Consider the following 25,689-nt stretch of genomic DNA (forward strand, 5'->3'; position numbering starts at 1 on the left):
GTCGGTGCATACGGTCGGTGCCTGGGGCCGGTGCCCAGGGTCGCTGCCTGGGGTCGCTGCTCGAGGTTGCCGCTCGCGCCGCCAGACAGCGGTCGGCGATGGTCACGCCGCACCGCCGCATGCGCGACAGATGCATGCGGCGGGGTTCGCAGCGACGCGTTGGCATGTTATAAGCCCATGACAGACTTTCTCGCGAGCTTTTGAGTATTAGTCATTTGTGTCATGGAGGACTGCCGGTGAAGGCTACCAACAAAGCGAAACTCTCGATCGCGGGCCTGGCGTTTGCCGGGATCGTGTCCATTTCGGCGGGCTTTCTCGAGGCGACGCCGGTCTATGCGAAGCCGCCTGCCAGGCAGCCGGTCGTACTGTCCGCATCGGCGATCGCGGTTGCCGACAAATACAGCGCCGACGCCGCGCAACAGATCTTCAAGGAAGGCGGCAATGCGGTCGATGCCGCGGTCGCTATCGCATTCACGCTCGCGGTCACGTATCCCGAAGCCGGCAATATCGGCGGCGGCGGCTTTATGACACTCTATGTGAACGGCAAGCCATACTTCATCGACTATCGGGAACGTGCGCCGCTGGCCGCGACGCGAACGATGTATCTCGACGATCAGGGCAACGAGATCAAAGGGAAAAGCCTCGTCGGTTATTACGCAGTCGGTGTGCCTGGCACGGTGGCCGGCATGTGGGAAGCGCAACATCGCTTCGGTCGCTTGACATGGAAGCAGGTGCTTGCGCCAGCCATCAGATATGCGCGCGATGGCTTTGTCGTCGACGAATTGTTGATGCAGCGGCGCGACGCCGCCGCGAAGGAATTCGAAGGCAAGACCAACTTCGATACGTATTTCGGCGGCATGAAAGCCGGTGAAACGTTCAGGCAGCCCGATCTTGCAGCGGTGCTCACGCGTATTGCGAACAACGGTGCCAAAGAGTTTTACGACGGCAAGACCGCCGATCTGATCGCCGCGTCGATGCGCGGACATGGGCTGATCACGAAGCGCGACCTGCACGACTATCGCGCCGTGTGGCGCCAGCCGATCGAGGCGAAGTGGAATGGCTATGAAGTCATCACGGCGCCGCCGCCGAGTTCCGGAGGGGTCGGTCTCGTGCAACTGCTCAAGATGAAGGCGGACCTCAAGCAGGATTTCAATGGCGTTGACCTCGATTCGGCGCAGTATATCCATTTGCTGGCGGAGATCGAAAAGCGCGTATTCGCGGATCGCGCGCAATACCTTGGCGACCCGGATTTCTACAAGGTGCCCGTTGCACAACTGACCGACGATGCCTATCTCGCGAAGCGCGCGGCCGAAGTGAATCCGAATACGCCTTCCGATACGAAAAGCGTGGTGCCGGGACTCGGCACGTCGATGCCTGAAAAGGCGGAGACGACGCACTTCTCGGTCGTCGACAAGTGGGGCAACGCGGTATCGAACACCTATACGATCAATGGCTATTTCGGTTCGGGTGTCGTTGTGCAGGGGGCGGGCATCGTACTCAACGACGAGATGGACGACTTCGCAGCGAAGCCGGGGGTGCCGAACATGTTCGGTGTGGTCGGCAGCGACGCGAATTCGATCGAGCCGAAGAAGCGCCCGCTTTCATCGATGACGCCGACCATTCTCACGAAGGACGGCAAGGTGTCGCTCGTCATCGGCACGCCCGGCGGCTCGCGGATCTTCACGACGATCTTCCAGGTGATCAACAACGTGTACGATTTCAACATGCCGTTGAAAGAAGCGGTTGCGGCACCACGCTTCCACCATCAGTTGCTGCCGCCGAACGCAATTTTCTGGGAACCGTATGCGCCGGTCGACGGCGAACTTGCAAAGCAGATCGAAGCGAAGGGCTACGTGCTGAAATCGCAGAGCTTCAACGGCGACGTCCAGGCAATCAAGATCGACGGCGATACGCCGGTGCCGGTGTCGGATCCGCGTGGGCGCGGCGTGACGCGCGTGTTCCAGTAGCCGCTTGCATGGAGGAGCGCGATGTCCGGACATGCGAAAAACGCCACGCCGCCGGCTGAGCCGCGCGCGCCGCGCATCGAATCGATCAATGCCGTCACGCTCGGCACGAGCGATATGGCGCGCGCCGTGCAGTTCTATGCCGCGCTCGGCTTTCCGTTCGCGTATGGCGGCCCCGACGCGGACTTCACGTCATACGCGTTCGGCGGCGCGCATTTGAACCTCATCGCGGAAACGCACGGGCCGATCAACTGGTGGGGGCGCGTGATCATTCACGTGTCCGATGTCGATGCGCTCTATCAGCGCGCGCTCGATGCGGGCCTTGTACCGGAAAGCGCGCCTGCCGATGCGAGCTGGGGCGAGCGTTATTTTCATATTCGCGACCCGGACGGCCATCAACTGAGCTTCGCGAAACGGCTGCGCTAAACTTCACGGACGCACCTTCGATTACATCGCGCTGTCAGGTAACAAAGTTGACATTTGGCGCTTCGATAATCGATCTTTCGGCGCTGCCATAACAGTGCAGCGCGCAACGTGGAGAACCGCGATGAACGAGTTCGACCGGGACAACGACCCGACGACGCTGGCCGCACGGCAGAAGCGTTTCGAAGAAGACCTCATCGATGCATACGATGAGGAACTGGAGATGGAAGTCGACGACCGCATCCTCGACGGTGACGCAGCGGTATCCGATGAAGCACGCGCGCTACGCAAGCTCTATTTCCGCGAACTGTTCCGGTTGCAGGGGGAACTGGTCAAGCTGCAGGACTGGATCGTAGAGACCGGCCATCGTCTCGTCGTGATCTTCGAAGGCCGCGACGCGGCCGGCAAGGGCGGGGCGATCAAGCGCATCACGCAGCGCCTCAACCCGCGCGTGTGCCGCGTCGCCGCGCTGCCGGCGCCGAACAACCGCGAACGCACGCAGTGGTATTTCCAGCGCTATGTGAGCCACCTGCCGGCCGGCGGCGAGATGGTGCTGTTCGATCGCAGCTGGTACAACCGCGCGGGCGTCGAGCGTGTGATGGGCTTTTGCAACGACGCGGAGTACGAAGAATTTTTCCGCTCGGTACCGGAGTTCGAAAAAATGCTCGTGCGCAGCGGCATCCAGATTCTCAAGTACTGGTTTTCGATTACCGACGAAGAACAGGAAATCCGCTTTCAGGCGCGTATCCAGGATCCGCTCAAGCAGTGGAAGCTCAGCCCGATGGACCTCGAAAGCCGCCGCCGCTGGGAAGCCTATACGCAGGCGAAAGAAGTGATGCTGCAGCGCTCGCATATTGCCGAAGCGCCATGGTGGGTTGTGCAGGCCGTCGACAAGAAGCGCGCGCGCCTGAACTGCATTCATCATCTGCTCAGCCAGGTGCCGTATAAGGAAGTCGAGCACTCGTCCATTACGTTGCCCGGGCGCGTCCATCATCCCGACTATATCCGGCAGCCGGTGGCGGCCGAGATGATCGTGCCTGAGTTGTACTGATGCGGTATTGCGTGGCTTGAAGAAAAATGCGGCAGAGTGTGCGACTCTGCCGCATTTTTTGTGACCGCGGCGTTGCGGCGCCGGAGCGATTATTGCGGCATTGGCTCGAGCGAACCGCCGCGTACGGGGTATCAGAACAGCTCGCGGAATAACCAGTAGAGCCCCGCGGCCAGCGCGATGGAGGCAGGCAGCGTCAGCACCCATGCGAGGACCAGGCTGCGCACGGTGCTCCACTGCAGGCCCGAGCCGTTTGCCGCCATCGTGCCGGCTACGCCCGACGACAGCACGTGCGTCGTCGACACCGGCAGGCCGTATGCGTCGGCGGCGCCGATCGTCAGCATCGCAATGACTTCGGCCGACGCGCCTTGCCCGTAAGTGAGGTGCTGCTTGCCGATTTTTTCGCCGACCGTGACAACGATGCGCTTCCAGCCGACCATCGTGCCCATCCCCAGCGCAATCGCCACGGCAACTTTCACCCACGTCGGAATGAACTTCGTCGCGCCGTCGATCTGCTTCTTGAAGTTGTCGATCGCCTTCGCGTCGTTCTCCGAGAAAGCGGGCGACTTCGCCTTTTCCATCAGGCGGATTGCTTCGGAGGCGATATACATGTCGTTACGCACGTTGTTGACCTTGTCCTGCGGCACGGCGGACAGCGAGCCCGACTGGCCGACCTGCTGGCCGATGCGCTCGGCCAGTTGCTGCAACGCCGGCAGCGTGGTCGCCTGCAACCGGTGCGTCTGCACGTAGTGCTCGACGTCGCCGCGCGGTGCAACCGAGGGCGGTGCGCCGTTCGTGTAGTTGCCCAACGCAGTGGCTGCCTGCTGTGCCACCGCAAGAAAGGTTTGCGTTTGCGCGGGCGTGACCGCCTTGTTCAGCGCATACGCGGTCGGCACGGTGCCGATCAGAATCAGCATGATGAGACCCATGCCTTTCTGACCGTCGTTCGAGCCGTGCGCGAACGACACGCCGGTGCACGTGAGAATCAGCAGCGAACGGATCCAGAACGGCGGGGGCTCGTTGCCGGCCGGCTCCTGATATAGCGCCGGCACGTGGACGATCGCCTTCAGCACGAGCAGCAGCAAGCCCGACAGCAGGAAACCCACGACCGGCGAAAACAGCAGCGACTTGCCGACGCCGAGCGCCTGGTTCCAGTCGACGCCGCTCGTGCCCGATGCGCCATGCAACAACTGATTCATCAGGCCCACGCCGATGATCGAGCCGACGAGCGTGTGTGAACTCGACGAGGGCAAGCCTAGATACCATGTGCCGAGATTCCAGATGATCGCGGCGATCAGCAGCGCGAACACCATCGCGAAGCCGGCGCTGCTGCCGACCTGCAGGATCAGCTCTACCGGCAGCAACTGCAGGATGCCGAACGCGACGGCTCCGGTGGAAGTCAGGACACCGAGGAAGTTCCATGCGCCGGACCAGACCACCGCGATATTGGGCGACAGCGAATGCGTATAGATAACGGTCGCCACCGCATTCGCGGTATCGTGAAAACCATTGACGAACTCGAATCCGAGCGCGATGAGTAGTGCGATGCCAAGCAGCAGATAAGGCAGGAACGACGATTGCCTGACGGCCTGTAAATCGTCGATCAGGTGCGTGGCGCAATAAACCGCGCCGGCGATCACGACGATGAAAAAGACGATGAGGCCGGCGCTGCGGCCTTTTCCGGTTGCTGAACCCGCTTGCGGGAAGGAGAGTTCCGGCATGGCGTGTGCCTCCCAGGGTGGTCGCGTGAACCATTGATGCTGAGTGGCAAGTGTGTCGGCAGGATGACAGGCGAATGGCCGATTTGCCGCGTAAAAGCCGATGGTCGAACGCTTTAAAGCGCCGGTTAAGTCAAATATCGGGGATCGGCTTAAGGCGATTTACGGACAGCGGCGCGAATAAAACCGCGGTGGAAAAACCTGCGCATCATGCGGCGCGCGATCAATAAACTGGTAGAATTTTTTACCGTATTAAACGCGTTATGTTTGCGGCTTTATGGCGTTGCACGCAGTCCGTGCATTTATCGATTGTCATTGAATTCGGCTGTTCTTTGCGCAGGTGCCAGATGGCGTCAGAAACGGTTCGAGCGACGGGCAAGGCGGCGGATCAGGCGGCGGACGGCATGGCCGGCAAGGGCACCCGGTTCGTCGAACGCACCTATCGATTACGCATTATCGGACTCGGCCTCGGATTTATTTGCGTCGGTTCGGTTCTTCTCGGTCAGCAGCGCGGCTTTGCAATATGGAGCCTTGCTGTATTTCACGGCATTATCTGGCCGCATGTCGCGCGCCGCGCGGCGCTCGCGTGGGTTGTCCCGTATCGCGGCGAGCGGCTCAATCTGATGATCGATTCGGTTTTCGGCGGCTTCTGGATTGTTGCAATGCAATTCAATGTGCTGCCGAGCGTCGTGATTCTCGTCATGCTCAGCATGGACAATATCGCCGCCGGCGGTCTGCGTTTCTTTGCGCGCGGCCTCGTCGCGCACGCGGCCGGCGTCGTGATCGGCGCGGCCGTGCTCGGTCTCACGTTTACGCCGATGTCGACCATGGCGACCATCGTCGCCAGTTTGCCGTTGCTGATCGTCTACCCGCTCTCGCTCGGCTGGGCGATGTACCGGATGTCGCAAAAGCTCGCCGCGCGCACGCGCGAATTCGAGCATCTGAGCCGTACCGACGGCCTTACCCGGCTCTGGAACCGCCGGCATTGGGAAGGTCAACTCGCGCTCGAGTTCGAGCGCTGCCGCGCGAACGGCTATGCATCGTGCCTGTTGCTGATCGATCTCGATCACTTCAAGAACATCAACGACACGCTGGGCCACCCGGCCGGCGACGCGGTGCTCGTCGCGTTCGCGGCCGTGCTGCGCAGCCATTTCCGCGCGGGCGACAGCATCGGACGCTACGGCGGCGAGGAATTCGGCGTGGTGCTGCCCGGAGCGACCTTGCGCGAGACCCAGTCGATCGCAAGGGACTTGCTGCTGCGCGTGCGCGAGCAGGCGCGCGAGCCCGATGCGTCATGTCCGTGCACGATCAGCGCCGGCATTGCGCAGTTGACGCCCGACATGCCCGACTATCACACGTGGCTGCTCGAAGCGGACCGCAGTCTCTATCAGGCGAAAGCGCAAGGGCGCGACCGCATCGTCGTTGCCGGTGCGGGGGCGTCGGCTTCGGCTGCGGGCTTCGTCCATACCAGCGCCGGCGCCAAGCCGTGATGCCGGCGCCTGCTTTCGGGCGCTGACGTTGCGAGGCTAGGCAATGCCGCGCAGCGTAATCTGACACCTCGGTCCGTCCTCGAACGACACGTCATCCGGCGCCTCGCGACGCCGCCCGCGCTCGAGCGGTACCGGCTCGACCGCATAGCCGCGCCGCTCCCACGCATCCAGTCCGCCCTTTACCGCACGCACGCGCTTGAAGCCCCTGTCGCGCATCTGCCGCGATAACGTACGCGCCGTTTCGTGGTCGGGGCACACGCAATACACAACCGTATTGCGTTCGACTTCGTCCACTTCCCCGAGCGAATTGGCTTCGACTGCCCTCACGCGCGGCAGCCGATAGGGTTCATGCTGCCGTACCGGTTCGGGACGCGCATCGAGAATGACCGGCGGCAGGGACGGGCGCAGCATCGCTTCGACGTGTTCCGGCGAGACCTGCGCGAGCGCGAGCGGCGGCTGGAGGCGCCAGCGCAGAATGAGCCGATACAGCAGATAGAGCAGCGCAAGCACGACGAGCACGTCGATCGCGGTCCAGCCGTGCCTGCGCACTTCGACGATCAGCATCCGCAAATGCCGTTCGAAAAGCGCGCCGCCGAGCAGCCAGAAGGTAGCCCACGCGGTGACGCCGATCGCGTCCCATGCGAAAAAGATCAGCGGGCGCACGCGGGTGGTGCCCATCAGCGGCGGCGTGATGATCGCGAGGCCCGGCACGAACTTCGATACCGCGACGATGGCGGGTCCGAAGCGGACGAACAGAGCGCGTGCTTTTCTGACACGCTTTTCGACGGTAACCGATAAACGCGCGAGACCGTGGATGAGCCGGCGACCGAGTATGCGCCCCGCCGTGAACCAGACGCCGTCGCCGATCATCGCGCCGAGCACCGCGGCCGCGAGCACATGCCAGAACGATAGCCGATGGTCGACGATTGCGACGCCGGCGAACAGCAGCAGCGGCACCGCGGGAATCGGTACGCCGAGGCGCGCGATCAGCACATTGAGGAATACCAGCGCGCTGCCCCATGTCGCGACTGCCGCAGCCGGAAACTCGATCACGGGAATGTCTCCTTGCATGGCGCCGCGGGTTCAAGCGGAAGTCGAGCTATGAGCGGGCGGCGGCCGCTCCGGTCCCAGGCATTGTTGCATGGATGAACGCCACGCGCAGCATGGGGTTCGGCCACCCTCAACGAGCAATTAGCGTGACCGGCATGCCCTTGCAGCCGATGCCGCGCGACATTTCGAACGCCTGCCAGTCCGATTGGCCGCGCTCGGAAATCATCGGATCGATTTGCCGGTCGGTGCGCAATACATTGAATGGCCACGACGGACGCAGTAACCGCTCGTGCACGAGCGAGCCGAGCCAGATCGGCGTTGCCGCGGCGCCCGGCTTGCGTTGCACTGCGTAACCAGTGCGCCAGAAGCGCAGCACGTCGCGCTCGTCGCGGCGCTCGCGCTGGCGCGCGAAGATCAGTGAAGACGGTTCCCCGTCGTTGAGCTTGGGCAGCACGGGCAGATCCATCGCGGGCACATTCGGCGAGATCAGCGAAAAGAGGCTGTGTGCGGAGACGCGCGTGCCGGGCACCCAGCCGCGGCTGGCCAGTTGCGCTTCGATCTGACTGGCATCGGCGGTCCATTGCACCGTGATCGGTTCGCGGCGCTCACCTTTCAGATCGGACCGGTAACACGGGAAAGTCTTCCACAGGGAATCGGTCCATTGCGCTTCGCTCACGACAATCGGCGGGCGCGGCACCATCGGCGGCAGCGCGAGCGAGTCGGGGCGGAAGCGGTATTGCAGCACTACGCTCATGCAAATGACGGCGAGCACGACAAGGGGCATCCAGGGGCGCATCGGCGCGGCGTGAGGATTGCGCCAGACCGCGGTGAGTGCGACGATCGCCACCCAGACCGCCGCGAACGCCGCACCGCCGATCGCGTCCGAGAACGCGTAGCGCCCCGAGTACAGTCCTGCAAATGCAATTGCAACGAGGATCACGGTCCCGACCGTCGTCACGACGATCGCGCTGAATATGCCGACCCTGCGGGTGAGGATAAAACCAAGGAAGCCATAGACGATCACGCTCGCCGCGACGTGATTGCTCGGGAACGCGTACGCGTAGTCGCTGCCGCTCCATGGCGGCGCGCGATGCACGATCAGCTGGATGCCGATGATGAGAATCTGCGAAAACGCGACCGCGATAATCCAGTAGACGACGGTACGCCAGCGGCGCTCGGCAACCATCCACAGCACGCCGGTTGCGATCAGCGCCGTCAGGGTCGGCACCGTGCCGAGCGCGGTGAACCGCGTGAGCACGTCAGCGAACCATGGCGAGTCGATCGCGCGCATGAAGCGATAGACCGATGCGTCCATCTGCACGAGCGGGTTGCCGCGCACGACATCCTGCAGCACGCCAAAGAAAACGCCCGCGCCGAGCAGGACGATGAACGAGATCGCGACGACCAGCGCGACGCTGTGTTGCTGCGATGGATCGACAATGCGAAGCACGAAGCGGCCGGCGGCGCGCCTGCGATGCAGGCGCGCCCATAACACGACCCTGCGCTGCGAGGTGACCGACCAGGCGCGCGCATGCGAAAGAATGAAGCGCGCGGCGATGAAGATGAGCCACACGGCGCCGACGACGATGGCAAGCGCGGCCACGAGCCGGAACGACACGTCGCCGGCCAGTTGTATCGACGCGCCGAAGACGACGCCGGGCAGGATGTGCGCGGGTGCCCATAGCACCGCGGACAGCACGTTCATCGCATAGAAGCGGCCGGGAGGCATCTGCAGCATGCCCGCAACGACCGGCACGACCGCGCGCAACGGCCCGACGAAACGGGCGAACAGAACGGCTTTGGCGCCGTGCTTTTCGAAGTACTGATGGCCTCGCTCGAGCAGCCGCGGATGGGTGCGAAACGGCCAGACTCGAGCGATCTTGTCGCGGTAGCGATGGCCGAACCAGTAGCTGATGCCGTCGCCGGCGATGGCGCCGACCACGGCGATCGCGAGCAGCCAGCCGAGATTGAGCGTGCCGGTACCGACCAGCGCACCCGCCACGAACAGCGCGGTACTGCCCGGCACGAAAGTGCCGATGAAGGCGACGGCTTCGAGAAATGCGGCGAGGAAGACGACGGCCAACGTCCATCCAGTGTGCCCCGCTAGCAGGTGCAATAACTGGACGTACGCATGCTCCATATGAATCTCCCGATGTATCGAGGTCAACGCGTGTGTGAATGGGGCGGTCAATGCGGAGATGACTGATTGCGACAAAACGGTGCTTCCCGGCCTCGTGCGCCCTGCATGAAGTCGACAGTCTAAGGGTAATGGATGGGTTCGCGCAGCGGCGCTCGCCAAACACGTGGTCGGCATGCAGCGCAAGCGTGAAGTACGTGCGTTGCGGTAACCCGCGGGTTATTCAAAACGTAAGCATGGCGCGCGGGATTTGTTAGAGCCCACAAAGCGGTCGGTGCTGAAGGGTAATACCCGGTCATTGCAAAAGAACGCATCTGCCGATGCCATGGAACGCATGGCCTATCAATAGACCTTATTGGACGATCGTCCATACAGACTCCGATTCAATGCCCAGAATTTCCGGTTCTTATCGGTTGAATATCCGAAACCCGGTTCACGGCAAGGTCGCTGTTGCGTTTTTTGTCGGGTCTGCTGTCGTGTCTTGCGCACGGCCGCTAGTCTGCAGTTCTGTTAAAGACCGCTAACGGCGTGGCGGCGCATGTTGGCTGTGAGCAAGAAAATAGACGGGAAGTCTTGCTTGCGTATTATTCGATTGGCCTTAATTTGCTTTTTTGCGACGTTTGCTAAGGCTCAATTTGTTGTTATTACCTTACTTTACGTTCAAAAGATAGCACTTCAACCTATATCCATGGCATAGTCCGTTTATGTCGTTCAACCAGGAGAGGAGTATGGCCACATTGGAGCAGATCCAGACGCGCTTGAAGAAACTGCAAGCGCAGGCCGATGCGATCATCGCAAAGCGGGCGCAAGGCGCGCTTGACCAGATTCGCGAGCTGATGATCAAGCATGGGCTGACCACGCGAGATATCGAAGCACGTAGCAAGGCAAGAAGGGAACGCGCGCGTCTCGGTCTTGCAAACGGCAAGACGAAGAGCGCGGGCGCGACGAAAGGCAAGCTGCCGCCCAAGTACCGTGACCCGAAAACGGGTGCGACGTGGAGCGGGCATGCCCGGCCGCCGGCATGGATCAAGAACGTGAAAGATCGGACCAGGTTCTTGATCGATGGCGGCAGCGCGGCTGCCGGCGCGAGCGTCAAACCTGTTGCAAAGCCGGCAAAGAAGGCTGCGGCTAAAAAGGCAACGGCGAAAAAGGCCGCGGCTAAGAAGAGCATAGGCAGAAAGTCGGTTGCCGCTAAGAAGACCGCGGCCAGGAAAACAGCTGTCGGAAGCGTTGCAGCAAAGAAGACCGCCGGTCGCAAAGGCGCGGCTAAAAAGCTTGCATCGGGCCGCACGGCCGCCGGCAAGACGGCGAAAAAGACAACCGGCGAGACGGCGAGAAAGGCGCCTGTGCGTAAAACCGGGCGCGGCACGGCGCGAAAGGTCACGGCCCATACCGCGCCGGTCGCTGCGCCTGCGGCGGCGAATGGCGCACTTGCACTAAGCTGAACAGGCATCGTTTGATCGGTCGGGCGGTACGCGCGGCGAACTTCGCCGTCGCGTTGCCGCCCGTTTCGCTTTAGCGACCGGAAGCGCGCATTAGCGTTCCTGACCGGCGTCGGAAGGAAAGATTGCACGGCCCTGCGTGAGGTCGCGCAATGCGTCGCGCGCACCATCGAGCGCCGTGACGGGCATGCGAATCGCAAGACATACGTCCATTTCATACGTGCTGTTTTCAAGCGTGTAGTTCTGCTGCTCGATCCAGCGCCGCACACGCGCTTCATCCGCGTAGCCGATTTCTACCTTAAGCGCTGCAAGTGCAATCCGTTCGACACGCGGTGCGTCCTGCAGGACGCTTGCAATCGCATCGGTATAGGCGCGCACGAGCCCGCCCGCACCAAGCTTGACGCCGCCGTAGTAGCGAACGACTGCCGCCAGCACGCCGTCGAGATCGTGGTGGCGCAGCACTTCGAGAATCGGCCGGCCCGCTGTGCCCGATGGCTCGCCGTCGTCGGACATGCCCGACTGACCACCCGCTAGTAAGGCCCAGCACACGTGAGTTGCCGCCGGATGCGCTTCACGCAGGCGGCGTAGCTCGTCCATTCCGGCGTCACGGTCCGCGACCGGAATCGCGTATCCGATAAAGCGGCTTTTGCGGATTTCGAGTTCCGCGCTCAACGCGTTGGGCAGGGTAAAGGTTGGCAAGGTGGGTCGGCAATGCGGTTGTTCGTGCGGTTGTTCGTGCGGTTGCTCGCGCGGTTGCTCGCGCGGTTGCTCGTATCGGAACGCTGCATTGTGCGCCATTCCAGTAAGGGTGTCTTGTCAACCTGTGCAATGACGCGCAGTGCTTCGCATCGGATAATCGCCACCATGACGGATCTCGCTTCTGGCTGGAGCGATGCCGGACTCCTCAATCCGGCGATCCGTCATCCGGCAATCGATAGTGCGGTGGGGTAATGGCCGCCCCTCTTATTCGTGAGCGCAAAGAGGGGCTTTTTGTTGCACGGTCTGCGGCGCCGGCGACGCAAGCAGCGTTGGGCGCGTGGCCGTGCGCACGTGCGATGTCTTCGACAAATATGTCAAGAATACATGCCTGACGTACGGCGTTGCAGGTGGTGCTGCCGGTCACTTTCGCAACAGACTTTGCGCCGGAATTCGCTCGTCGACGGTTTGCCGTGTGGACGAAAAGCCAGGCGGAAAATCGACGACGCGCGCAATCGTGCGCGAAGCGGCGGCCTGGGTGTCGCCGGCAGCGCCGAAGACGCGCGTGCCGACGCGGGCACCGCCGACGATCGCGGTCATCGCCTGGCGGTCGAGTTCGACACTCGCGGAAAGGTCTTTGATAACGAGTTTGGCCATGGCTGTTCCCGAGGTTTGATCACAAGCAAACAGTATAGGAAAAGGCGCGCGCTTCCGGTATTCGGGAGCGCGCGCTAGCGCACGGTGCGGAGGTCCCCGTTCCTCCGCTGCAGCGTGTGATCACACGGCGGCATTCGTGCTGGCCCAAAGCTTGGGGCTGACGTTCAGATTCGGCGGCACGAAGCCAGCGCCGATCACACCGACGTTGTTCAGTGCTTCGACGTTGACGAACTGCATCTGCGTGATGTTCTGGTTGACGCCGATGTTGACGTTGGCCACCGGGCCAAGGCCGGCGAGCCACGAGTTGCCGGGCGCGCCGCCGGAGACGGCGGACATCTCGCCGTGCTCGAGCGTCCGGATACCGGACAGATCGCGAATGATGATGGACGACATGATATTTCTCCACGGAGATCGGAAAGCAGGAAACGGGACAAACAAGCAGGCAAACAAGCAGGCAAAAACAGCGACAGCGGCAAACAGGCCGGACTGCGGCTACCGGGAGCGCCGCGGCCCGCGCGCTCCCGGTCCCCCGTGCATGATCCGTAATCAGTAGACGTTGACGTTGTTCATGCCCGTCATCGTGGGCGTGATCGTCGTGTCGAATTTCTTCGCGAACGCGTTGCCGTTGTTGCTGATGTTGCTCACGTCCTGCGACTGGTTTACAAGTTGCTGCGCATTGACCGTCTTGCTGTTATCGAACTTGAGCGACAGGTCCGGATAGTGCGGAAAGGCGATATAGCCGCCGCGCACAGCTTGCATTGCCTTGCTGTCGAGTTGTTCGGCCATGGCGAGGTCTTTGATGGTCAGCGATTTCATGAAAGTTCTCCTAACAAGGAATAGATGGGTCTTGCGGTTCGTTTGAGCATCTTGTCTGCTCGGGCGTCACTAACGCACAGGCTGTGCCAGACGACGCAACGAGCGCTGCAAATGCGCTGCAAAAGCGGAGCGTCCGTTGATGGATAAGGGCTTGCGTCGATGTGCACAGAACCGGCGCATGTCAGGACACGATGCGCGGCGCGCCGGCGAAAGCGGCCGAAGCGTGCCGATGACGGGTTGAGGCCAACTGAATGCCCGAAGCTGTTGGCGGGTTCGCAACACATGGGGTTAGCCGCATACGCGGCCATTTCCCTTTGCGAAAGAGAATCGTGCGGGCTACTATCGAACGAGCGCATGTAATTGATTACGAAAGGATCCGTTCCATTCCAACGAGCGCTGCATTGCTACGCACCCATGGCCAACCTTGCTCATCTGATCCGGGATTACCAGAGCGGCGCGCTTTCGCACGATGCGTTCGTCGCTGAGCTCGACAGCACGTTGACGATCGACGGCTTGGGCCCGGCGCGGCTTTTCGACGTCCTTCGCGAAGCGCATGCACGGATGCCGTTACCGGCGGATCTCTATGCGGAGGTCCATCGCAGAATCGTGCAGTTGCCCGTATCGAATCTCGCGGCGGCCGGCGGCGAGGAAACGCGTGTGCAAACCGCACCGGGCCATGGCGATACGCGCCGCGGCGCGGCGGCGGACGTGCCGCCCGTGCAGCCGGTGCCGCCGCCGTCTTCGTCGCCGTCGGGAACGATTGGCGCGACGCTTGCGCACGGCGCTCCATCCGGTGAAGTCAAAGGCACGGGCGACACGCTCAACAACCGTTTCGTGCTTGAAGAGTGTCTCGGCATCGGCGGCATGGGCACCGTTTACAGAGCGCTCGATCTGCGGAAGCTCGAAGCATCCGATCGCAAGCCGTACGTCGCGATCAAGGTGCTCAATCTGCAGTTTCGCGGCAACCCGAAGTCGCTGATCGCACTGCAGCGTGAAGCGCGCAAAGCTCAGGTGCTCGCGCACCGGAACATCGTCACCGTCTACGACTTCGATCGCGATGGCGCAATCGTCTATCTGACGATGGAGTACCTGTCGGGCAAACCGCTCAGCCAGATACTGCGTACGCCCGATTTCCACGGCATGCCCGTTGGTGCGGCTTTGCCGATCGTGCGCGGTATGTCGGCCGCGCTTGCCTATGCGCACGAGCGCGGCTTCGTGCATTGCGATTTCAAGCCCGCAAACGTGTTTCTGACCGAACACGGCGAAGTGAAAGTCATCGACTTCGGCATCGCGCGCGTGTTTCAGCGAAGCGAGGAAGAAAACGACGCTACCGTATTCGACCCCGGTAGCCTCGGCGCGTTGACGCCCGCGTATGCCAGTCCGGAAATGCTCGAACATCTGGAGCCCGATCCGCGCGACGATATCTATGCGCTTGGCTGCATCACGTATGAATTGCTGACGGGCCGCCATCCGTTCGATCGCATGTCCGCGACCCAGGCGCGCGCCGCGCATCGACAGCCGCAGCGTCCCGAGCAACTGAGCACGCGGCAATGGCGTGCCTTGCGCGCGGCGCTCTCGTTCGATCGGGCGACGCGCATGCCAACGGTCGCGCGCTTTGTCGAAGAGTTTTGCAGCGACGAGGCGCGCTCGGGGAACGTCAAGTCGAGGGCGCTGCCAGGCGCGTTGGAAAAGGCGAACGGTGCGTCCGGCGCATTGTCCGGCTGGCCGTTGAAGGCCGGTATAGCGACGCTTCTTGCGCTGGTTGCGGCGGGCGCCGGTGTTTATCGCTATCGCGCGCCGCCGACCGAACAGGATTCCGGGCAGCAACTGTCGTCGGCTTCGGAAACGACGGCAGCGGGTACCTCGGAGGCGCCGGTTCAGACGGGCCCGATCGGCGCGTCGCAAGCGGCGGCACAAGCGCAAACGCAAAGGCAAACGCAAACGCAAACCCTACATGAAGGTGAAACACCGGCGCGAACGGCGAACATCACGCCCGCGCCACCGCCGACACTCGCGGCGGTTTCGCCATTGCTCGCCAGGCTGCCGTGCTCCGCGCTCGCCGCATCGATCAGCGGTCGCGCGGTGCAACTGCGCGGCTTCGTCGCGCAACCCGAAGGCATCGACACGCTGAAGACGACGGTCGGCACCGTGCCGGGCGTCGACGCGCTGAACCTCGACGTCCGGCCGCTTGGCGCAGACAAATGCGAAGTGCTCGACGCATACGCGCCTTACTGGGCTCGCAACTGGAATGCAGGCCATGTCGCGATGTTGCACATGCGTGCACCCGGTGGGCAGCTTACCGAAGGCGACCCGCTGGTGGTCGATGTGTCGACGCCGGGCTACGACTCATACGTGAACGTCGATTACTACGTGCTTGACGGGACTGTCGTGCATATGGTGCCGGGCCCGCGCGCCAAGGACAATCAGGCACCGCCGCATTACAAGGCGACGATCGGCGCGGGCGGCGACTGGATCGTGTCGAAGCCGTTCGGCACGGAACTCGTCGTGCTTCTGATCACGCCCGCCCCTCTTTTCGACAGCTTGCGGCCGGAAAGCGAAGCGCGTGCCGATTATCTGAGGCTGCTCGACACAAGGCTCAAACAGATGGCTGAAAAATACGGGCAGGAAAAGATCGTCGCGGACATCGCACCGATCACGAGCAAGGCGCGCGGGCGCTGAGTAGCGGCCAGCGCGCTTATTTCAGGTCTTTCGCGACGCGAAAGCCGTCTTGCGATTGACGCACGCTCTGACTGTATTTGAAGCGCGTCGACGTGAGCATGTAATCGCTGCCTTCGCGCCATGAGCCGCCGCGGATCACACGCATGTTGCAGCCCGGCGCGTCCCATGCGCGGCCGTCGTTCGGCGCGTTCTGGTACGAGTTGTGCCAGCAGTCGCCGACCCATTCCCATACGCTGCCGTTCATATCGTGCAATCCATAGGGATTCGCCGCGAACGTCCCGACGCTTTCGGGGCCCTCCTTATGCCATGGATCGCCGCAGTCCTTGCAGTTCGCGTGGCCCTTGCGCATCTGGTCGCCCCACCAGTATTTCGACGTCGTGCCCGCGCGGTCCGCGTATTCCCATTCGGCTTCGGTCGGCAGGCGGTATGGTTTGCCCGTCGTTTTGGCGAGCCATTTGATGTAGAGCTGGGCGTCGTCCCAGCTTAGATCGCGTGCCGGCGCGTTCTTCACCGAATTGTTCTCGGCGGCGAGGCGCGGGCATGCACTCGCATCCGCGCATGCATTCCATTGCTCGACCGTCACTTCGTATTTGCCGATTGCGAACGGTGCCGCGATGGTCACGCGATGCGGCGGCTTTTCGGATGGATCGTCGGCGTTGCTGCCCATCGTGAACGAACCGGCGGGCAGCGAGATCATCACCGGACAGGTTGCGCAGTCCTTGCTCTCGCCGCTTGCGGCGGCGGTTGTTTTTGCACCCGATTGGGTGGGCGAGGGAGCAGGTGCGGGCGCTGGCGCAGGCGATGCAGCGGCGGGACGTTGTGGTTGCGGTGCGGGGGCAGCCGGAGTTGCCGGCGCGGCCGCTTGAGGGGCTGGCGAGGTCGGCGCCGCTTGCGGTTTTTGCGCACCGGCCGCGCCTTTGAGACGCTCGATGCGCGCACGCGCAAGTGTCGCGAAGCGTCCGTTTGGATAAGCCTTCAGGTAGGCTTCGTAGTCGCTCGCGTAATTGCTGTCCTTGATCGAGTCCCAGAACGTCAGTTCGTATTGTTCGTTGCTGTCCTTTGGCAGGATGCCGCGGCCGGGCATCGGCACGGTTGCCTCGTATGCAGTTGTGGCGAGCGCGAGACGTCGCAACGCATCGAGATTCCGCACGCCGTCGCTGGCCGGGCCCGACGCTTCATGCATCGATGACGACGTCCATGGGTTTTGTTGTCCGTGTGTAAGCAACGCGACCTCGTCCACCGCATGCCGAAGCATCGCGACCATCGTATCGATGCTGTCGCTTTGCGCGATTGGCGGCGCGTCTTCCATCCGATGCAGCCATGCGTCGGTCAGCAAGCCGTGTTGCGCACCGTCCAGCGCCATTGCTCCGGGCGCCGCTGCATACGCAACGAATGTCCGCGCGGGCAGTATCGGCAGGGCGGCATCGACGGTAGAAGGGCGCGCAAACGGCTGCACGAGACAGGCGTCGAGCACGACCACATTGCGCTGCCGCGGCCGCGCGACGGACATGACGCGCAATACCGTCGCGACATCGATGCCGTCGCGTACCAGAGCAGCGGGCTTGCGCGCGTCGATGCCCGCGGGAAGCAGCAAAGTGCCATGCGCGGTTTGAATGCCGTGTCCGGCGAAGTAGAAGAGACCGACACCACCTGCTTGCAGCCGCCTGGCGAATTCGGCAATTGCCTCATTCATTTTCTGCGGCGTTGCATCGGCCACGCTAACCACCTCGAAGCCTAGCGACTGCAAAGCCGCACTCACGGCCCCGGCATCGCGCCGGGCGTTGGCGAGCGGCTTAGCCGGATAGTGGCTGTTGCCGATCACCAGCGCGACTTTGCGTTCGGCAAATACGGCATCGTCGCTGGCGGCGTGCGCGCTGCCGAGCCCGATCATGCACACCAGCAGGAGTGTTCGCCACATATTCAAATCCTGTGCGCTATGAACCGTTTATGGGTATGGGACAACTCGCCGGCCTTCATCAAAAAGATAGCACGCAGTCCGAACGTCAGAACGTTAACGAGTGATGCGTATCTTTTTGGCACGTTCCGTCCTAAGCTGAATCAGAATCGCAAAGCCGTGACCTTCCATCGGGAGAATGCGCCATGCGAAGAACAAAAACGGGTGTGCTGGCCGCGCTGTCGATTGCGTTGGCGGCATGCATCGCGCTAGGTCCGTCGAGTGCGCACTCCGCGCAGCAGACGCCGTCGCCGCCCGGCGCGCAGGAATACATCATCTGGCCGTACGACGGCGCGGTGATACAGGGCGGCAAACTCTGGGTTCGCATGGGGCTGCGCAACATGGGCGTGTGTCCAAAAGGCGTCAATGTTCCCAACACCGGGCACCATCATCTGCTGATCGATACCGATCTGCCGCCGCTCGACCAGGAGATTCCATCCGATCGCCAGCATCTGCATTTCGGCGCGGGCGAGACCGATGCGCGCATCGAATTGCCGCCGGGCAAGCACACGCTGCAACTGCTGCTTGGCGATCAGAACCACGTGCCCCATGTGCCGCCCGTGTACTCGAAGAAAATTACGATCATCGTCAAGTAAGGGTCTCCTGGGGCTTTAGCGTCCCAAGGCTCAGGAGCCCGCGCGAACGATGCTCGACGGAGAGCGCCAGTCATGTACAGAATCCTTGCTGCTGCGGCGGCGTTTGCCGCGTTGATGTGCGGGTTCGTAGCCAATGCGTCGGCCGGCACGACGCCGGCGCCGCGCGATGCGATCGTGTATATCGGCTACCCGAACGACGGTCAGGTCGTGCCGGCGAACAAGCCGTTTCGCGTGTGGTTCGGGCTGCGCTATATGGGCGTTGCTCCCAAGGGCGTCAAATATCCGAACACGGGGCATCACCATCTGCTGATCGATTGCGATCTGCCGCCGATGGACCAGGAGATCCCATCCGATCGCCAGCATCTGCATTTCGGCGCCGGCGAAACCGAGACGACGATCGAGTTGCCGCCCGGTAAGCACACGCTGCAATTGCTGATGGGCGACGACAGGCACGTGCCGACCGATCCGCCGATCTATTCGAAGAAAATCACGGTGATCGCCAGGTGAAGGCAGCGCATGTGTGCCAGGTGTGGCCCGCGAGGCAACACCGAGCCGCGCGATGTTGGCCCACACCCATCTATTCGAAACAGCAACGGGCGCGACGCAACCTGCCATTCGGGCGGTGCATCGAGTGAAACGCCCGTGTTTACAAGGCTCTGCAGCCTTGAAGCAAAAGCGTGCTCGTTACTGGCACAGCCTATGCGTTAGTAAGCCGCGAGCAGACAGGAAATGCTCGAACCTGAAAACGCAAACCTCTGCGTCCACCTTCTTAGGAGAACCGTGATGAAATCGCTGATGATCAAAGACCTGCACGTTACCGAGCAACTCGACAGCAAGGCGATGAAGGCCGTGCGTGGCGGCTATATGGCTTACCCGTACCTCCCGAGCCTGTCGTTCAAGTTCGACGACAGCAAGCACGTAAGCGCGCAGCAACTCATCGACCAGTCGCAATCGGTCAACAACGTGAGCGGCAACGGCAACGCGTTCGCGAAGAACTTCAACACGACGATCACGCCGACGATGACCGCGACGAACAACGTCAACGTCTATTAAGTGGCCTGACGGCTCCGCGGAGGCTGGACCGGGCTTTCCGCGGGCCGCATCGCAGTGCGCATTGACAGTGCGAAGCGCGCTCGATCGTTCGCCGTAAGCGGTCGCGCATCAAAAACCAGATAAGCAGAATCGTCCTTTCCATACGGGCCGCTCGACGCACTGCGTTCGGCGCACGCTTTCCAGTACACCTCGATTCACGCGGATATCGATAGAGATGCCGCGCGGTACGTGCTTTACTTGAATCGCGCGCCTTGCTGTGGCATCGCCGGGTTCGTTCGGAGAATACCGTGTTCGTGTCGCCTCGTTCATTGGTTCGCCGCTTGCCGGATCTAGCAGTCCGCAACCACATCGCGCGGCGGATCCGCAGTCGCCGCACCGTCGTGCGTTTCACCCCTGTCGTCGCGGTCGCCATCGAGGCGCTGCTCGCCTGTGCGTTGCTCGGCGGCTGCATCGATGCACACGTGCCCGACTACAAGCGCCCGGATACGCCGGCCAAAGCATCGTGGACCGACCGCACCGGCACGTCCATTTCCGCGTCCGACGCGATCGAGCCGGACTGGTGGAAGACCTTTCAGGATCCGTACCTGAACACGCTGATCGCGAAGTCCATCGACGGCAACTTCGACATCAGGATTCTCGCCGCTCGCATCAATGTAGCGGGCGCCCAGATTGCCGAAGCCCAGTCCGGGGCATTGCCGACGATGGATCTCGGCGCCGGCGCGAATTTCGAAAAAACGACCGGCGTGCCGTTTTCAAAGCAGTACAACCTTGGGACGCAGGTGAACTGGGACATCGATATCTGGGGCAAGGTCGAAAAAGGCGTGCAGGCGCAAAAGGCCGAGTTTCGCGCGAGCGAAGCCGATTGGCGCGCGGGATATCTGGAACTGGTGTCGAACGTGTCGACCACGTATTTCCAGATCCTGCAGTTCGACGATCAGATCGAGCAACAACAGAAGATGATCGACGCCAACCGGCAGATCCTGACGATCTTCGAGGGTATGAGCGCGAGCGGACTGATACCGAAGACGCAGGTGCTGCGCGAACAGGCCGAGATCAACCGTCTGACGAAGGATCTGCTCGATTTGCGCCGTTCGCGCGATCTCGCGAACAACGCGCTGTGCACGTTGATCGGCGTGCCGGCCGGCGAATACAAGGTACCGGCCGGACACTTGCAGCAGCGCGTGCAGTTGCCGCCGGTGCCGGCCGGCTTGCCGTCGCAACTGCTGGCAAGACGCCCCGACATCGTCGCGTCCGAATTGCGCGTGCTCGAGTCGTATGACCTCGTCGGCGAGGCCAGACTCGCGCAACTGCCGACCGTGAGTCTCACCGCGCATGGCGGCACCGCAAGCCTCGCTTTGTCGGATTTGCTGAAATCGTTCACGTTCGGCGTCATGCCGAGCATCAACATTCCGATTCTCGACCCTGGCGTGCGTGCACATGTGAAGACGACCGAAGCGCAGGCCACGGTGGCCGAGCAGGAGTACCGGCGCACCGTGATGGGTGCATTCGAGGAAGTCGAGAGCGCGCTCGTCAATCTGAATGCGCACAAGGCTCAGCGCGTCGAGTTGCTGCAGCAGGTCGAGCGGCTGCGCATCGTCGCGGACCAGGTCAGTGCGCAATTGAAAGAGGGCGTGATTTCGCAACTCGACGTGTTCGAGACGGACCGGTCCTACCTCGAAGCGCAGCTCGAACTGTTGCTGAACCATCAGCAGATTCTGTCGGACACGGTGTTGCTTTATAAGGCGCTTGGCGGAGGTTGGCCGCCGGTCGATATCCAGATGCAGGTGAACGACGTTAAGAATTGACTACCGTCATGCGTGACTTAAAATCGCTGTGTGCCCGCCGCCCCCCGCTTTGGGCCGCTCGCGCGCTCTCCTGCGCGCTTTCCGAATGCATTCCTCTGACGCTTCGATTCGACAGAAGCAGCAGCGGGTATACGCTTAGTGATCCAGAAAAATGAACCCCGGCGAAGCTCCGATTGCTGAGATGCGGGCGACCCTGAACCAGGAGTTCGATGTCGTGCTCGTGCCGGTTTCGGACCCGGCGCTCGGCGTGATCCGGATTAGCGAGAGCCTTTTCGCCATCGGCCGCAGCGAAGCACCGTTCGCCGACTATCCGCACGAGTGCGTGGCCCGCCTGTCGAGGCGCCATGCACGCATCTTCTCCGAACATGGCGCCGTGTATGTCGCCGATCTCGACAGCAAGAACGGCACGTCGGTCAACGGCATCGGCGTGCGCGAGTCGCCAAGCCGTGTGCGCGCCGGCGACGAGTTGTGTTTCGGCGGCGGGCTTGCCTATCGCGTCGGCATCGAGCCGCGCGCGTTCGATGCGGCCGCGGCGCTGGCGGCGCAGCAGGTGAGCGTTACGCTGGTCCCGACGCGGGACGATCTGCGTCTCGAGCCGATCGACGTGCAGGCGTTCCCGTTTCTCGTCAGCAAAAGCGATCCGTTGTTTGCGCGCTATAAAGACCGGTTTCCGCATCAGGTCAACTATATTTCGCGGCGCCATGCACATCTGTTTTTGCGCGGCAGCGAACCGTATGTCGAGGATCTCGGCAGCACGAACGGCACGTTCGTCGGAGGAAAGCGGCTCGACGCATCGGCGTGCGCGCTGCGGGACGGCGATGTGCTTGGCTTCGGCAGCGACCATTTCGTCTATCGCGTGAAGGTGCATAAAGCGCCCGGTATCGAGCCGACCATTACGCATCTGATGGCGCGCAATGCTCCGCACGATGCGGCGGACGAAGGCGCTGTGCCGCAGGTTGAACCGTCCGCCGCACGGGCCGCGCCGCCGCTTGCACCTGCAATGGAGCCGGCAGTCGACATGGACAAGACGACGTTTGTCGGCGCGGCGCATTCCTTTCTTGACATCTTCTATGTCGATCGCGCCGTGCAACGCGAGGACGAAGTCAACGAGGCTGCGCGTCCCGCAGCGACCGATCGTGCCGCTGACGAGTCCCGTTCGCGCCGTCCGCGCAACCTGTTTAGCGCACTCGCCGCGGAATACGCACGTACGTTCGCAGGCGGCGACCGCACGACCTTGCGGCGCATCGGAATCGGATCGCTTACGGTGATGGTGCTGATCGCGGCGATGGCGACCGTGCTTTACATGAGAGGCGCGTCGCAGCGCGAGCTCAAGCAACTGCTTGCGAGCGGCGACGACGAACGGGCACTCGTCGTTGCCAATGCTTATCTCGCGCACCATCCTGCGGACGATGCGGTCAAGACACTGGCCAGCGTCGCGCTGATGAAAGCGCGCGTGCCCGGCTGGCTCGACGCGCTGCGCGCGGGGCAGTTCGACCGCGCGGCGGCGCTGACCGGCGGCATGAAGGCGTCGGGTGCCGGCAATACCGACACGGTGCCGTTGATCGACGAGTTGCAATGGGTCGGCGATCTCGAGCGTTTTGCGTCGCGGCACAAAACCTCAGCCGCGGCAGGCGACGCGCAGGCGGGCGGCGACGCGCCTATCCGGATCTATGGCGACGAGGCGCGCATCAATCGCCTGCTCCAGCACTGGGACGACGACCCTAAAAGCCATCAGCGCACGCTCGATCGGATCGCATCATACGTGCCGCAGTTCGCCGACCCGTATGCGCTTGCGTTGAGCCATCTGCGCAAACTGCAAAGCGACGACTCGGTATATGTGGCAGCCATCGATCGGCTCAATACGACAATCGGCGCCGAGCTCGTGCGCGATAAACCCGATGCGCTGACCGCCGTGTTCGACGACTACGCGCAGCGCTATCCGCGGCTGGCAGGTCTCGACGGTCTGCGCGCCGACCTGCGTCAATACATCGACTTGCTCAATGCGCTGTTGGCCAGACGGCTGACGCCGCTGCTCGCGCAGATGAAGCAGGTGCGATTCGGTACACCGCCGTTTCAGGCGCAATACCGCCAGCTGGCCGCTTCGCGCTTGCCGTCGCCCGATGTGATTCGTCAGCATAACGAGGCAATTGCCGCCTGGCAGCGCGGCGATACGCAACAGGCGCTCGACATCTTGCGACAGATTGCAGGGGGCGCATGGTCCAAAGAGATTGCAGCCGAATACGCGCATAAAAAGACCCTTGCCGCGCAATTCGCGGATTTGCGAAGCCATCGCGGCGGCAAAGATTATCAACAGCGTCTACTGTCGTTTTACGCGGGACTCGATCCCGCCGAAGACATATGGTTCGCGCGTGCAATTGCGCCGGACGTCGCGTCGCTGCGCGACAACGCACTGGCGCAGGCGCATGCCCAGCTCGAACGTGCGCAGAACCTGTGGCGCCAGTACCGCGCGAACGGCTCGATCGGCGGCACGCAGCGCCTCGAATCGGGCGTTTCCGACCGGTTCCGCAGCCAGGCGCGTTTGCTCTCCGACGCACAGGCTGCCGCGCATCAGGGAATGCGTGTATATACGCAACTCAGGGCGGAGCATCCGTCACAGTGGGATCAACTGGTCGAAGACATCGACGCGGAAAGCGCGCTGCAACGCCGCTCGCTCGAGGAACTGCGCATGGTGCTCGAGCCCGGCTTGCTGAAAGCGAAGCTCGCATTGATCGGAGGAGGCGAAGACCGTGAAGCGCGATCCTCACCCTAAACCACTGCACGAGGCGCTCGAGGACCACAGCGTCGAAGGCATTGCGATTCTGACGGCCGAGCCGGTGCGCATCGCGCAAGCGCTCGTGCTGGCGATGGTCGCGCTCGTGGCGGCCGGTTTGCTGTGGTCGTTTATCGGCCGCGCCGATGTGATCGTTACCGCACAAGGAACGTTATCGCCGGAGTCCGACGTGCGGCGCATCTATGCGCCGATCGACGGAGAGCTCGCGGACCTCTACATCGCCGAAGGGCAACCGGTATCGAAAGGCGATGTGCTCGCGCGGCTCAACGCGCGCGGCGCGATCGAAGCGGCGACCAATGCGCTGCAGGCGCAGCTCAAACTCGACGATGCGGAGCGCGAATGGAAGCAGTTCCCCGAAAAGAAGCAACTGATGGAGCGTAAAGCCGCGGCGCTCAAGGATCAGCTGGAAGTGGAGGAGCGGCTGCACGAAAATCGCATTTCCGAAGGGACGACGAAGCTCGCCGAAGGGCAAAAGGCCGCGCTCGAAGAGGCGCGCAGCAACCTCGACAATGCGCGCAATCTTCGCGATGCGACACGTAGCGAGTTCGATAAATACGCGCGTCTTTTTGCACAACCGGGCGGTGGCGGCGTAGCGGAACTGCAGGTGGCCCAGAAGCGCAACGCATATCTGGAAGCGGAGAACGCTTATCGTGTCGCGCAATCGAAGTTGACCGAGCTCGATTTCAAGTTGAGCCACGAGTTCGCCGAAGCAAACGCCCAGCTCGAAACGAGCGGTCAGCAGACCACGAGCCTCAAGCTGCAATACGACGCGGCCGTGCGCGAGATCACGAGCACCGAAGACAAGTTGCGTCTGCAACTGCAAACCGCGCGTCTCGTATCGGATGCCGCCGCGCGTATTCGTTTCGAGAATATCGACAAGGACAATTTCCTGCTGATTCTCGCACCGGTCTCGGGTGTGATCACCGATGTCACGTCGACGCAGACGGGCGACAAGATCCAGGCGAATGCGCCGCTTGGCGGCATTGCCCCTAAAGATGCACGCCCTGTGCTGAAGATCGAAATCGCCGAGCGGGACCGCGCATTCCTGCATGAGGGCATGGCGGTCAAGATGAAGTTCAATGCATTCCCTTACCAGCGCTACGGCATCGTCAAAGGCACGCTCGCTTACATTTCGCCGGCGACGAAGCCTTCGGGACCCGACAGGCAGCCCGTCTACGAAGGCCGCGTCACGCTCGACAAAGATTATTACCAGGTCGCTGAAAACCGCTACCCGCTGCGTTACGGCATGACCGCGAGTGCGGAAATCGTCGTGCGCGAACGCAGATTGATCGACCTCGGACTCGACCCGTTCCGGCAACTGGCCGGATAACAGAACGCAAGTGCCTCTCCCTGACCGTTGCACGGCAGGC

Annotated in this window: 20 protein-coding genes; 12 read left to right on the forward strand and 8 right to left on the reverse strand. The window is 62.4% G+C overall.

The features are described 5' to 3' along the window. Positions 1-266: 266 nt before the first annotated feature. The 3 genes from ggt to ppk2 all read left to right on the forward strand — a co-directional run bounded on the left by ggt (position 267) and on the right by ppk2 (position 3,438). The gene (gene ggt, locus QYH69_RS07320) at positions 267-1,967 is read left to right on the forward strand and encodes a gamma-glutamyltransferase (protein WP_308831299.1); all 1,701 of its coding nucleotides are present in this window, start codon (positions 267-269) and stop codon (positions 1,965-1,967) included. A gap of 21 nt (positions 1,968-1,988) precedes the next feature. Next, entirely contained in the window at positions 1,989-2,390 is a 402-nt protein-coding gene (locus tag QYH69_RS07325) for a VOC family protein (RefSeq protein WP_308831225.1), read from the forward strand. Between the two features lie 121 nt (positions 2,391-2,511). Then, the gene (ppk2, locus tag QYH69_RS07330) at positions 2,512-3,438 is read left to right on the forward strand and encodes a polyphosphate kinase 2 (RefSeq protein WP_308831226.1); all 927 of its coding nucleotides are present in this window, start codon (positions 2,512-2,514) and stop codon (positions 3,436-3,438) included. A gap of 131 nt (positions 3,439-3,569) precedes the next feature. Here ppk2 and QYH69_RS07335 read toward each other — a convergent pair whose 3' ends face one another. Continuing rightward, entirely contained in the window at positions 3,570-5,156 is a 1,587-nt protein-coding gene (locus tag QYH69_RS07335) for an inorganic phosphate transporter (protein ID WP_308831227.1), read from the reverse strand. Between the two features lie 344 nt (positions 5,157-5,500). Here QYH69_RS07335 and QYH69_RS07340 point away from each other — a divergent pair, with 344 nt between their 5' ends. Next, positions 5,501-6,643: a diguanylate cyclase gene (locus tag QYH69_RS07340; RefSeq protein WP_308831228.1), complete on the forward strand. Its 1,143-nt coding sequence runs from the start codon at positions 5,501-5,503 to the stop codon at positions 6,641-6,643. Positions 6,644-6,679: 36 nt separating this feature from the next. Here QYH69_RS07340 and QYH69_RS07345 read toward each other — a convergent pair whose 3' ends face one another. Beyond that, positions 6,680-7,714: a VTT domain-containing protein gene (locus tag QYH69_RS07345; RefSeq protein ID WP_308831229.1), complete on the reverse strand. Its 1,035-nt coding sequence runs from the start codon at positions 7,712-7,714 to the stop codon at positions 6,680-6,682. Between the two features lie 109 nt (positions 7,715-7,823). After that, a complete protein-coding gene (locus tag QYH69_RS07350; protein WP_374992362.1) occupies positions 7,824-9,833 on the reverse strand; it encodes a VTT domain-containing protein in 2,010 nt (669 codons plus the stop codon). A gap of 725 nt (positions 9,834-10,558) precedes the next feature. Between QYH69_RS07350 and QYH69_RS07355 the strand changes: the two genes are divergently transcribed. Beyond that, complete coding sequence (locus QYH69_RS07355) at positions 10,559-11,275, forward strand: H-NS family nucleoid-associated regulatory protein (RefSeq protein ID WP_308831231.1); 717 nt, start codon at positions 10,559-10,561, stop codon at positions 11,273-11,275. A gap of 90 nt (positions 11,276-11,365) precedes the next feature. Here QYH69_RS07355 and QYH69_RS07360 read toward each other — a convergent pair whose 3' ends face one another. The 4 genes from QYH69_RS07360 to QYH69_RS07375 all read right to left on the reverse strand — a co-directional run bounded on the left by QYH69_RS07360 (position 11,366) and on the right by QYH69_RS07375 (position 13,441). Beyond that, positions 11,366-11,971: a YigZ family protein gene (locus QYH69_RS07360; protein ID WP_308831232.1), complete on the reverse strand. Its 606-nt coding sequence runs from the start codon at positions 11,969-11,971 to the stop codon at positions 11,366-11,368. A 420-nt stretch (positions 11,972-12,391) separates the two neighbouring features. Beyond that, positions 12,392-12,625, reverse strand: a complete 234-nt coding sequence (locus tag QYH69_RS07365) for a hypothetical protein (RefSeq protein ID WP_308831233.1) — start codon at positions 12,623-12,625, stop codon at positions 12,392-12,394. A gap of 120 nt (positions 12,626-12,745) precedes the next feature. Beyond that, positions 12,746-13,018, reverse strand: coding sequence for a hypothetical protein (locus tag QYH69_RS07370; RefSeq protein WP_308831234.1), 273 nt, complete (start codon positions 13,016-13,018; stop codon positions 12,746-12,748). 153 nt (positions 13,019-13,171) lie between these two features. Then, a complete protein-coding gene (locus tag QYH69_RS07375; RefSeq protein ID WP_308831235.1) occupies positions 13,172-13,441 on the reverse strand; it encodes a hypothetical protein in 270 nt (89 codons plus the stop codon). Between the two features lie 414 nt (positions 13,442-13,855). Here QYH69_RS07375 and QYH69_RS07380 point away from each other — a divergent pair, with 414 nt between their 5' ends. After that, positions 13,856-16,120 carry a protein kinase gene (locus QYH69_RS07380; protein WP_308831236.1) on the forward strand — a complete coding sequence of 755 codons (2,265 nt, stop codon included), beginning with the start codon at positions 13,856-13,858 and terminating at the stop codon, positions 16,118-16,120. Between the two features lie 16 nt (positions 16,121-16,136). On the opposite strand, the gene QYH69_RS07385 is transcribed toward QYH69_RS07380, so the two are convergent. Further along, the gene (locus tag QYH69_RS07385; protein ID WP_308831237.1) at positions 16,137-18,038 is read right to left on the reverse strand and encodes an SUMF1/EgtB/PvdO family nonheme iron enzyme; all 1,902 of its coding nucleotides are present in this window, start codon (positions 18,036-18,038) and stop codon (positions 16,137-16,139) included. Between the two features lie 182 nt (positions 18,039-18,220). On the opposite strand from QYH69_RS07385, the gene QYH69_RS07390 reads away from it, so the two are divergent. The 6 genes from QYH69_RS07390 (at position 18,221) to QYH69_RS07415 (ending at position 25,649) form a co-directional block, all read left to right on the forward strand. Further along, entirely contained in the window at positions 18,221-18,670 is a 450-nt protein-coding gene (locus QYH69_RS07390) for a DUF4399 domain-containing protein (RefSeq protein ID WP_308831238.1), read from the forward strand. A 72-nt stretch (positions 18,671-18,742) separates the two neighbouring features. Beyond that, positions 18,743-19,177 carry a DUF4399 domain-containing protein gene (locus tag QYH69_RS07395; protein WP_308831239.1) on the forward strand — a complete coding sequence of 145 codons (435 nt, stop codon included), beginning with the start codon at positions 18,743-18,745 and terminating at the stop codon, positions 19,175-19,177. Positions 19,178-19,453: 276 nt separating this feature from the next. Further along, a complete protein-coding gene (locus QYH69_RS07400) occupies positions 19,454-19,723 on the forward strand; it encodes a hypothetical protein (protein WP_308831240.1) in 270 nt (89 codons plus the stop codon). A 380-nt stretch (positions 19,724-20,103) separates the two neighbouring features. Next, the gene (locus QYH69_RS07405; protein ID WP_374992363.1) at positions 20,104-21,528 is read left to right on the forward strand and encodes an efflux transporter outer membrane subunit; all 1,425 of its coding nucleotides are present in this window, start codon (positions 20,104-20,106) and stop codon (positions 21,526-21,528) included. 151 nt (positions 21,529-21,679) lie between these two features. Then, positions 21,680-24,298: an FHA domain-containing protein gene (locus QYH69_RS07410; RefSeq protein WP_308831241.1), complete on the forward strand. Its 2,619-nt coding sequence runs from the start codon at positions 21,680-21,682 to the stop codon at positions 24,296-24,298. After that, positions 24,276-25,649, forward strand: a complete 1,374-nt coding sequence (locus QYH69_RS07415; RefSeq protein ID WP_308831242.1) for an HlyD family efflux transporter periplasmic adaptor subunit — start codon at positions 24,276-24,278, stop codon at positions 25,647-25,649. The genes QYH69_RS07410 and QYH69_RS07415 overlap by 23 nt, the downstream gene beginning before the upstream one ends. Positions 25,650-25,689: the final 40 nt, after the last annotated feature.

Source organism: Paraburkholderia sp. SARCC-3016, assembly GCF_031119615.1.
Lineage (GTDB): Bacteria > Pseudomonadota > Gammaproteobacteria > Burkholderiales > Burkholderiaceae > Paraburkholderia.

What these genes read in the sequence shown, in the direction of transcription:
- QYH69_RS07325 (WP_308831225.1), top strand. Translation starts at nt 1,989, where the DNA reads ATGTCCGGACATGCGAAAAACGCCACGCCGCCGGCTGAGCCGCGCGCG.
- ppk2 (WP_308831226.1), top strand. Translation starts at nt 2,512, where the DNA reads ATGAACGAGTTCGACCGGGACAACGACCCGACGACGCTGGCCGCACGG.
- QYH69_RS07335 (WP_308831227.1), bottom strand. Translation starts at nt 5,156, where the DNA reads ATGCCGGAACTCTCCTTCCCGCAAGCGGGTTCAGCAACCGGAAAAGGC.
- QYH69_RS07340 (WP_308831228.1), top strand. Translation starts at nt 5,501, where the DNA reads ATGGCGTCAGAAACGGTTCGAGCGACGGGCAAGGCGGCGGATCAGGCG.
- QYH69_RS07345 (WP_308831229.1), bottom strand. Translation starts at nt 7,714, where the DNA reads ATGCAAGGAGACATTCCCGTGATCGAGTTTCCGGCTGCGGCAGTCGCG.
- QYH69_RS07350 (WP_374992362.1), bottom strand. Translation starts at nt 9,833, where the DNA reads ATGGAGCATGCGTACGTCCAGTTATTGCACCTGCTAGCGGGGCACACT.
- QYH69_RS07355 (WP_308831231.1), top strand. Translation starts at nt 10,559, where the DNA reads ATGGCCACATTGGAGCAGATCCAGACGCGCTTGAAGAAACTGCAAGCG.
- QYH69_RS07365 (WP_308831233.1), bottom strand. Translation starts at nt 12,625, where the DNA reads ATGGCCAAACTCGTTATCAAAGACCTTTCCGCGAGTGTCGAACTCGAC.
- QYH69_RS07370 (WP_308831234.1), bottom strand. Translation starts at nt 13,018, where the DNA reads ATGTCGTCCATCATCATTCGCGATCTGTCCGGTATCCGGACGCTCGAG.
- QYH69_RS07375 (WP_308831235.1), bottom strand. Translation starts at nt 13,441, where the DNA reads ATGAAATCGCTGACCATCAAAGACCTCGCCATGGCCGAACAACTCGAC.
- QYH69_RS07380 (WP_308831236.1), top strand. Translation starts at nt 13,856, where the DNA reads ATGGCCAACCTTGCTCATCTGATCCGGGATTACCAGAGCGGCGCGCTT.
- QYH69_RS07385 (WP_308831237.1), bottom strand. Translation starts at nt 18,038, where the DNA reads ATGTGGCGAACACTCCTGCTGGTGTGCATGATCGGGCTCGGCAGCGCG.
- QYH69_RS07390 (WP_308831238.1), top strand. Translation starts at nt 18,221, where the DNA reads ATGCGAAGAACAAAAACGGGTGTGCTGGCCGCGCTGTCGATTGCGTTG.
- QYH69_RS07395 (WP_308831239.1), top strand. Translation starts at nt 18,743, where the DNA reads ATGTACAGAATCCTTGCTGCTGCGGCGGCGTTTGCCGCGTTGATGTGC.
- QYH69_RS07400 (WP_308831240.1), top strand. Translation starts at nt 19,454, where the DNA reads ATGAAATCGCTGATGATCAAAGACCTGCACGTTACCGAGCAACTCGAC.
- QYH69_RS07410 (WP_308831241.1), top strand. Translation starts at nt 21,680, where the DNA reads ATGAACCCCGGCGAAGCTCCGATTGCTGAGATGCGGGCGACCCTGAAC.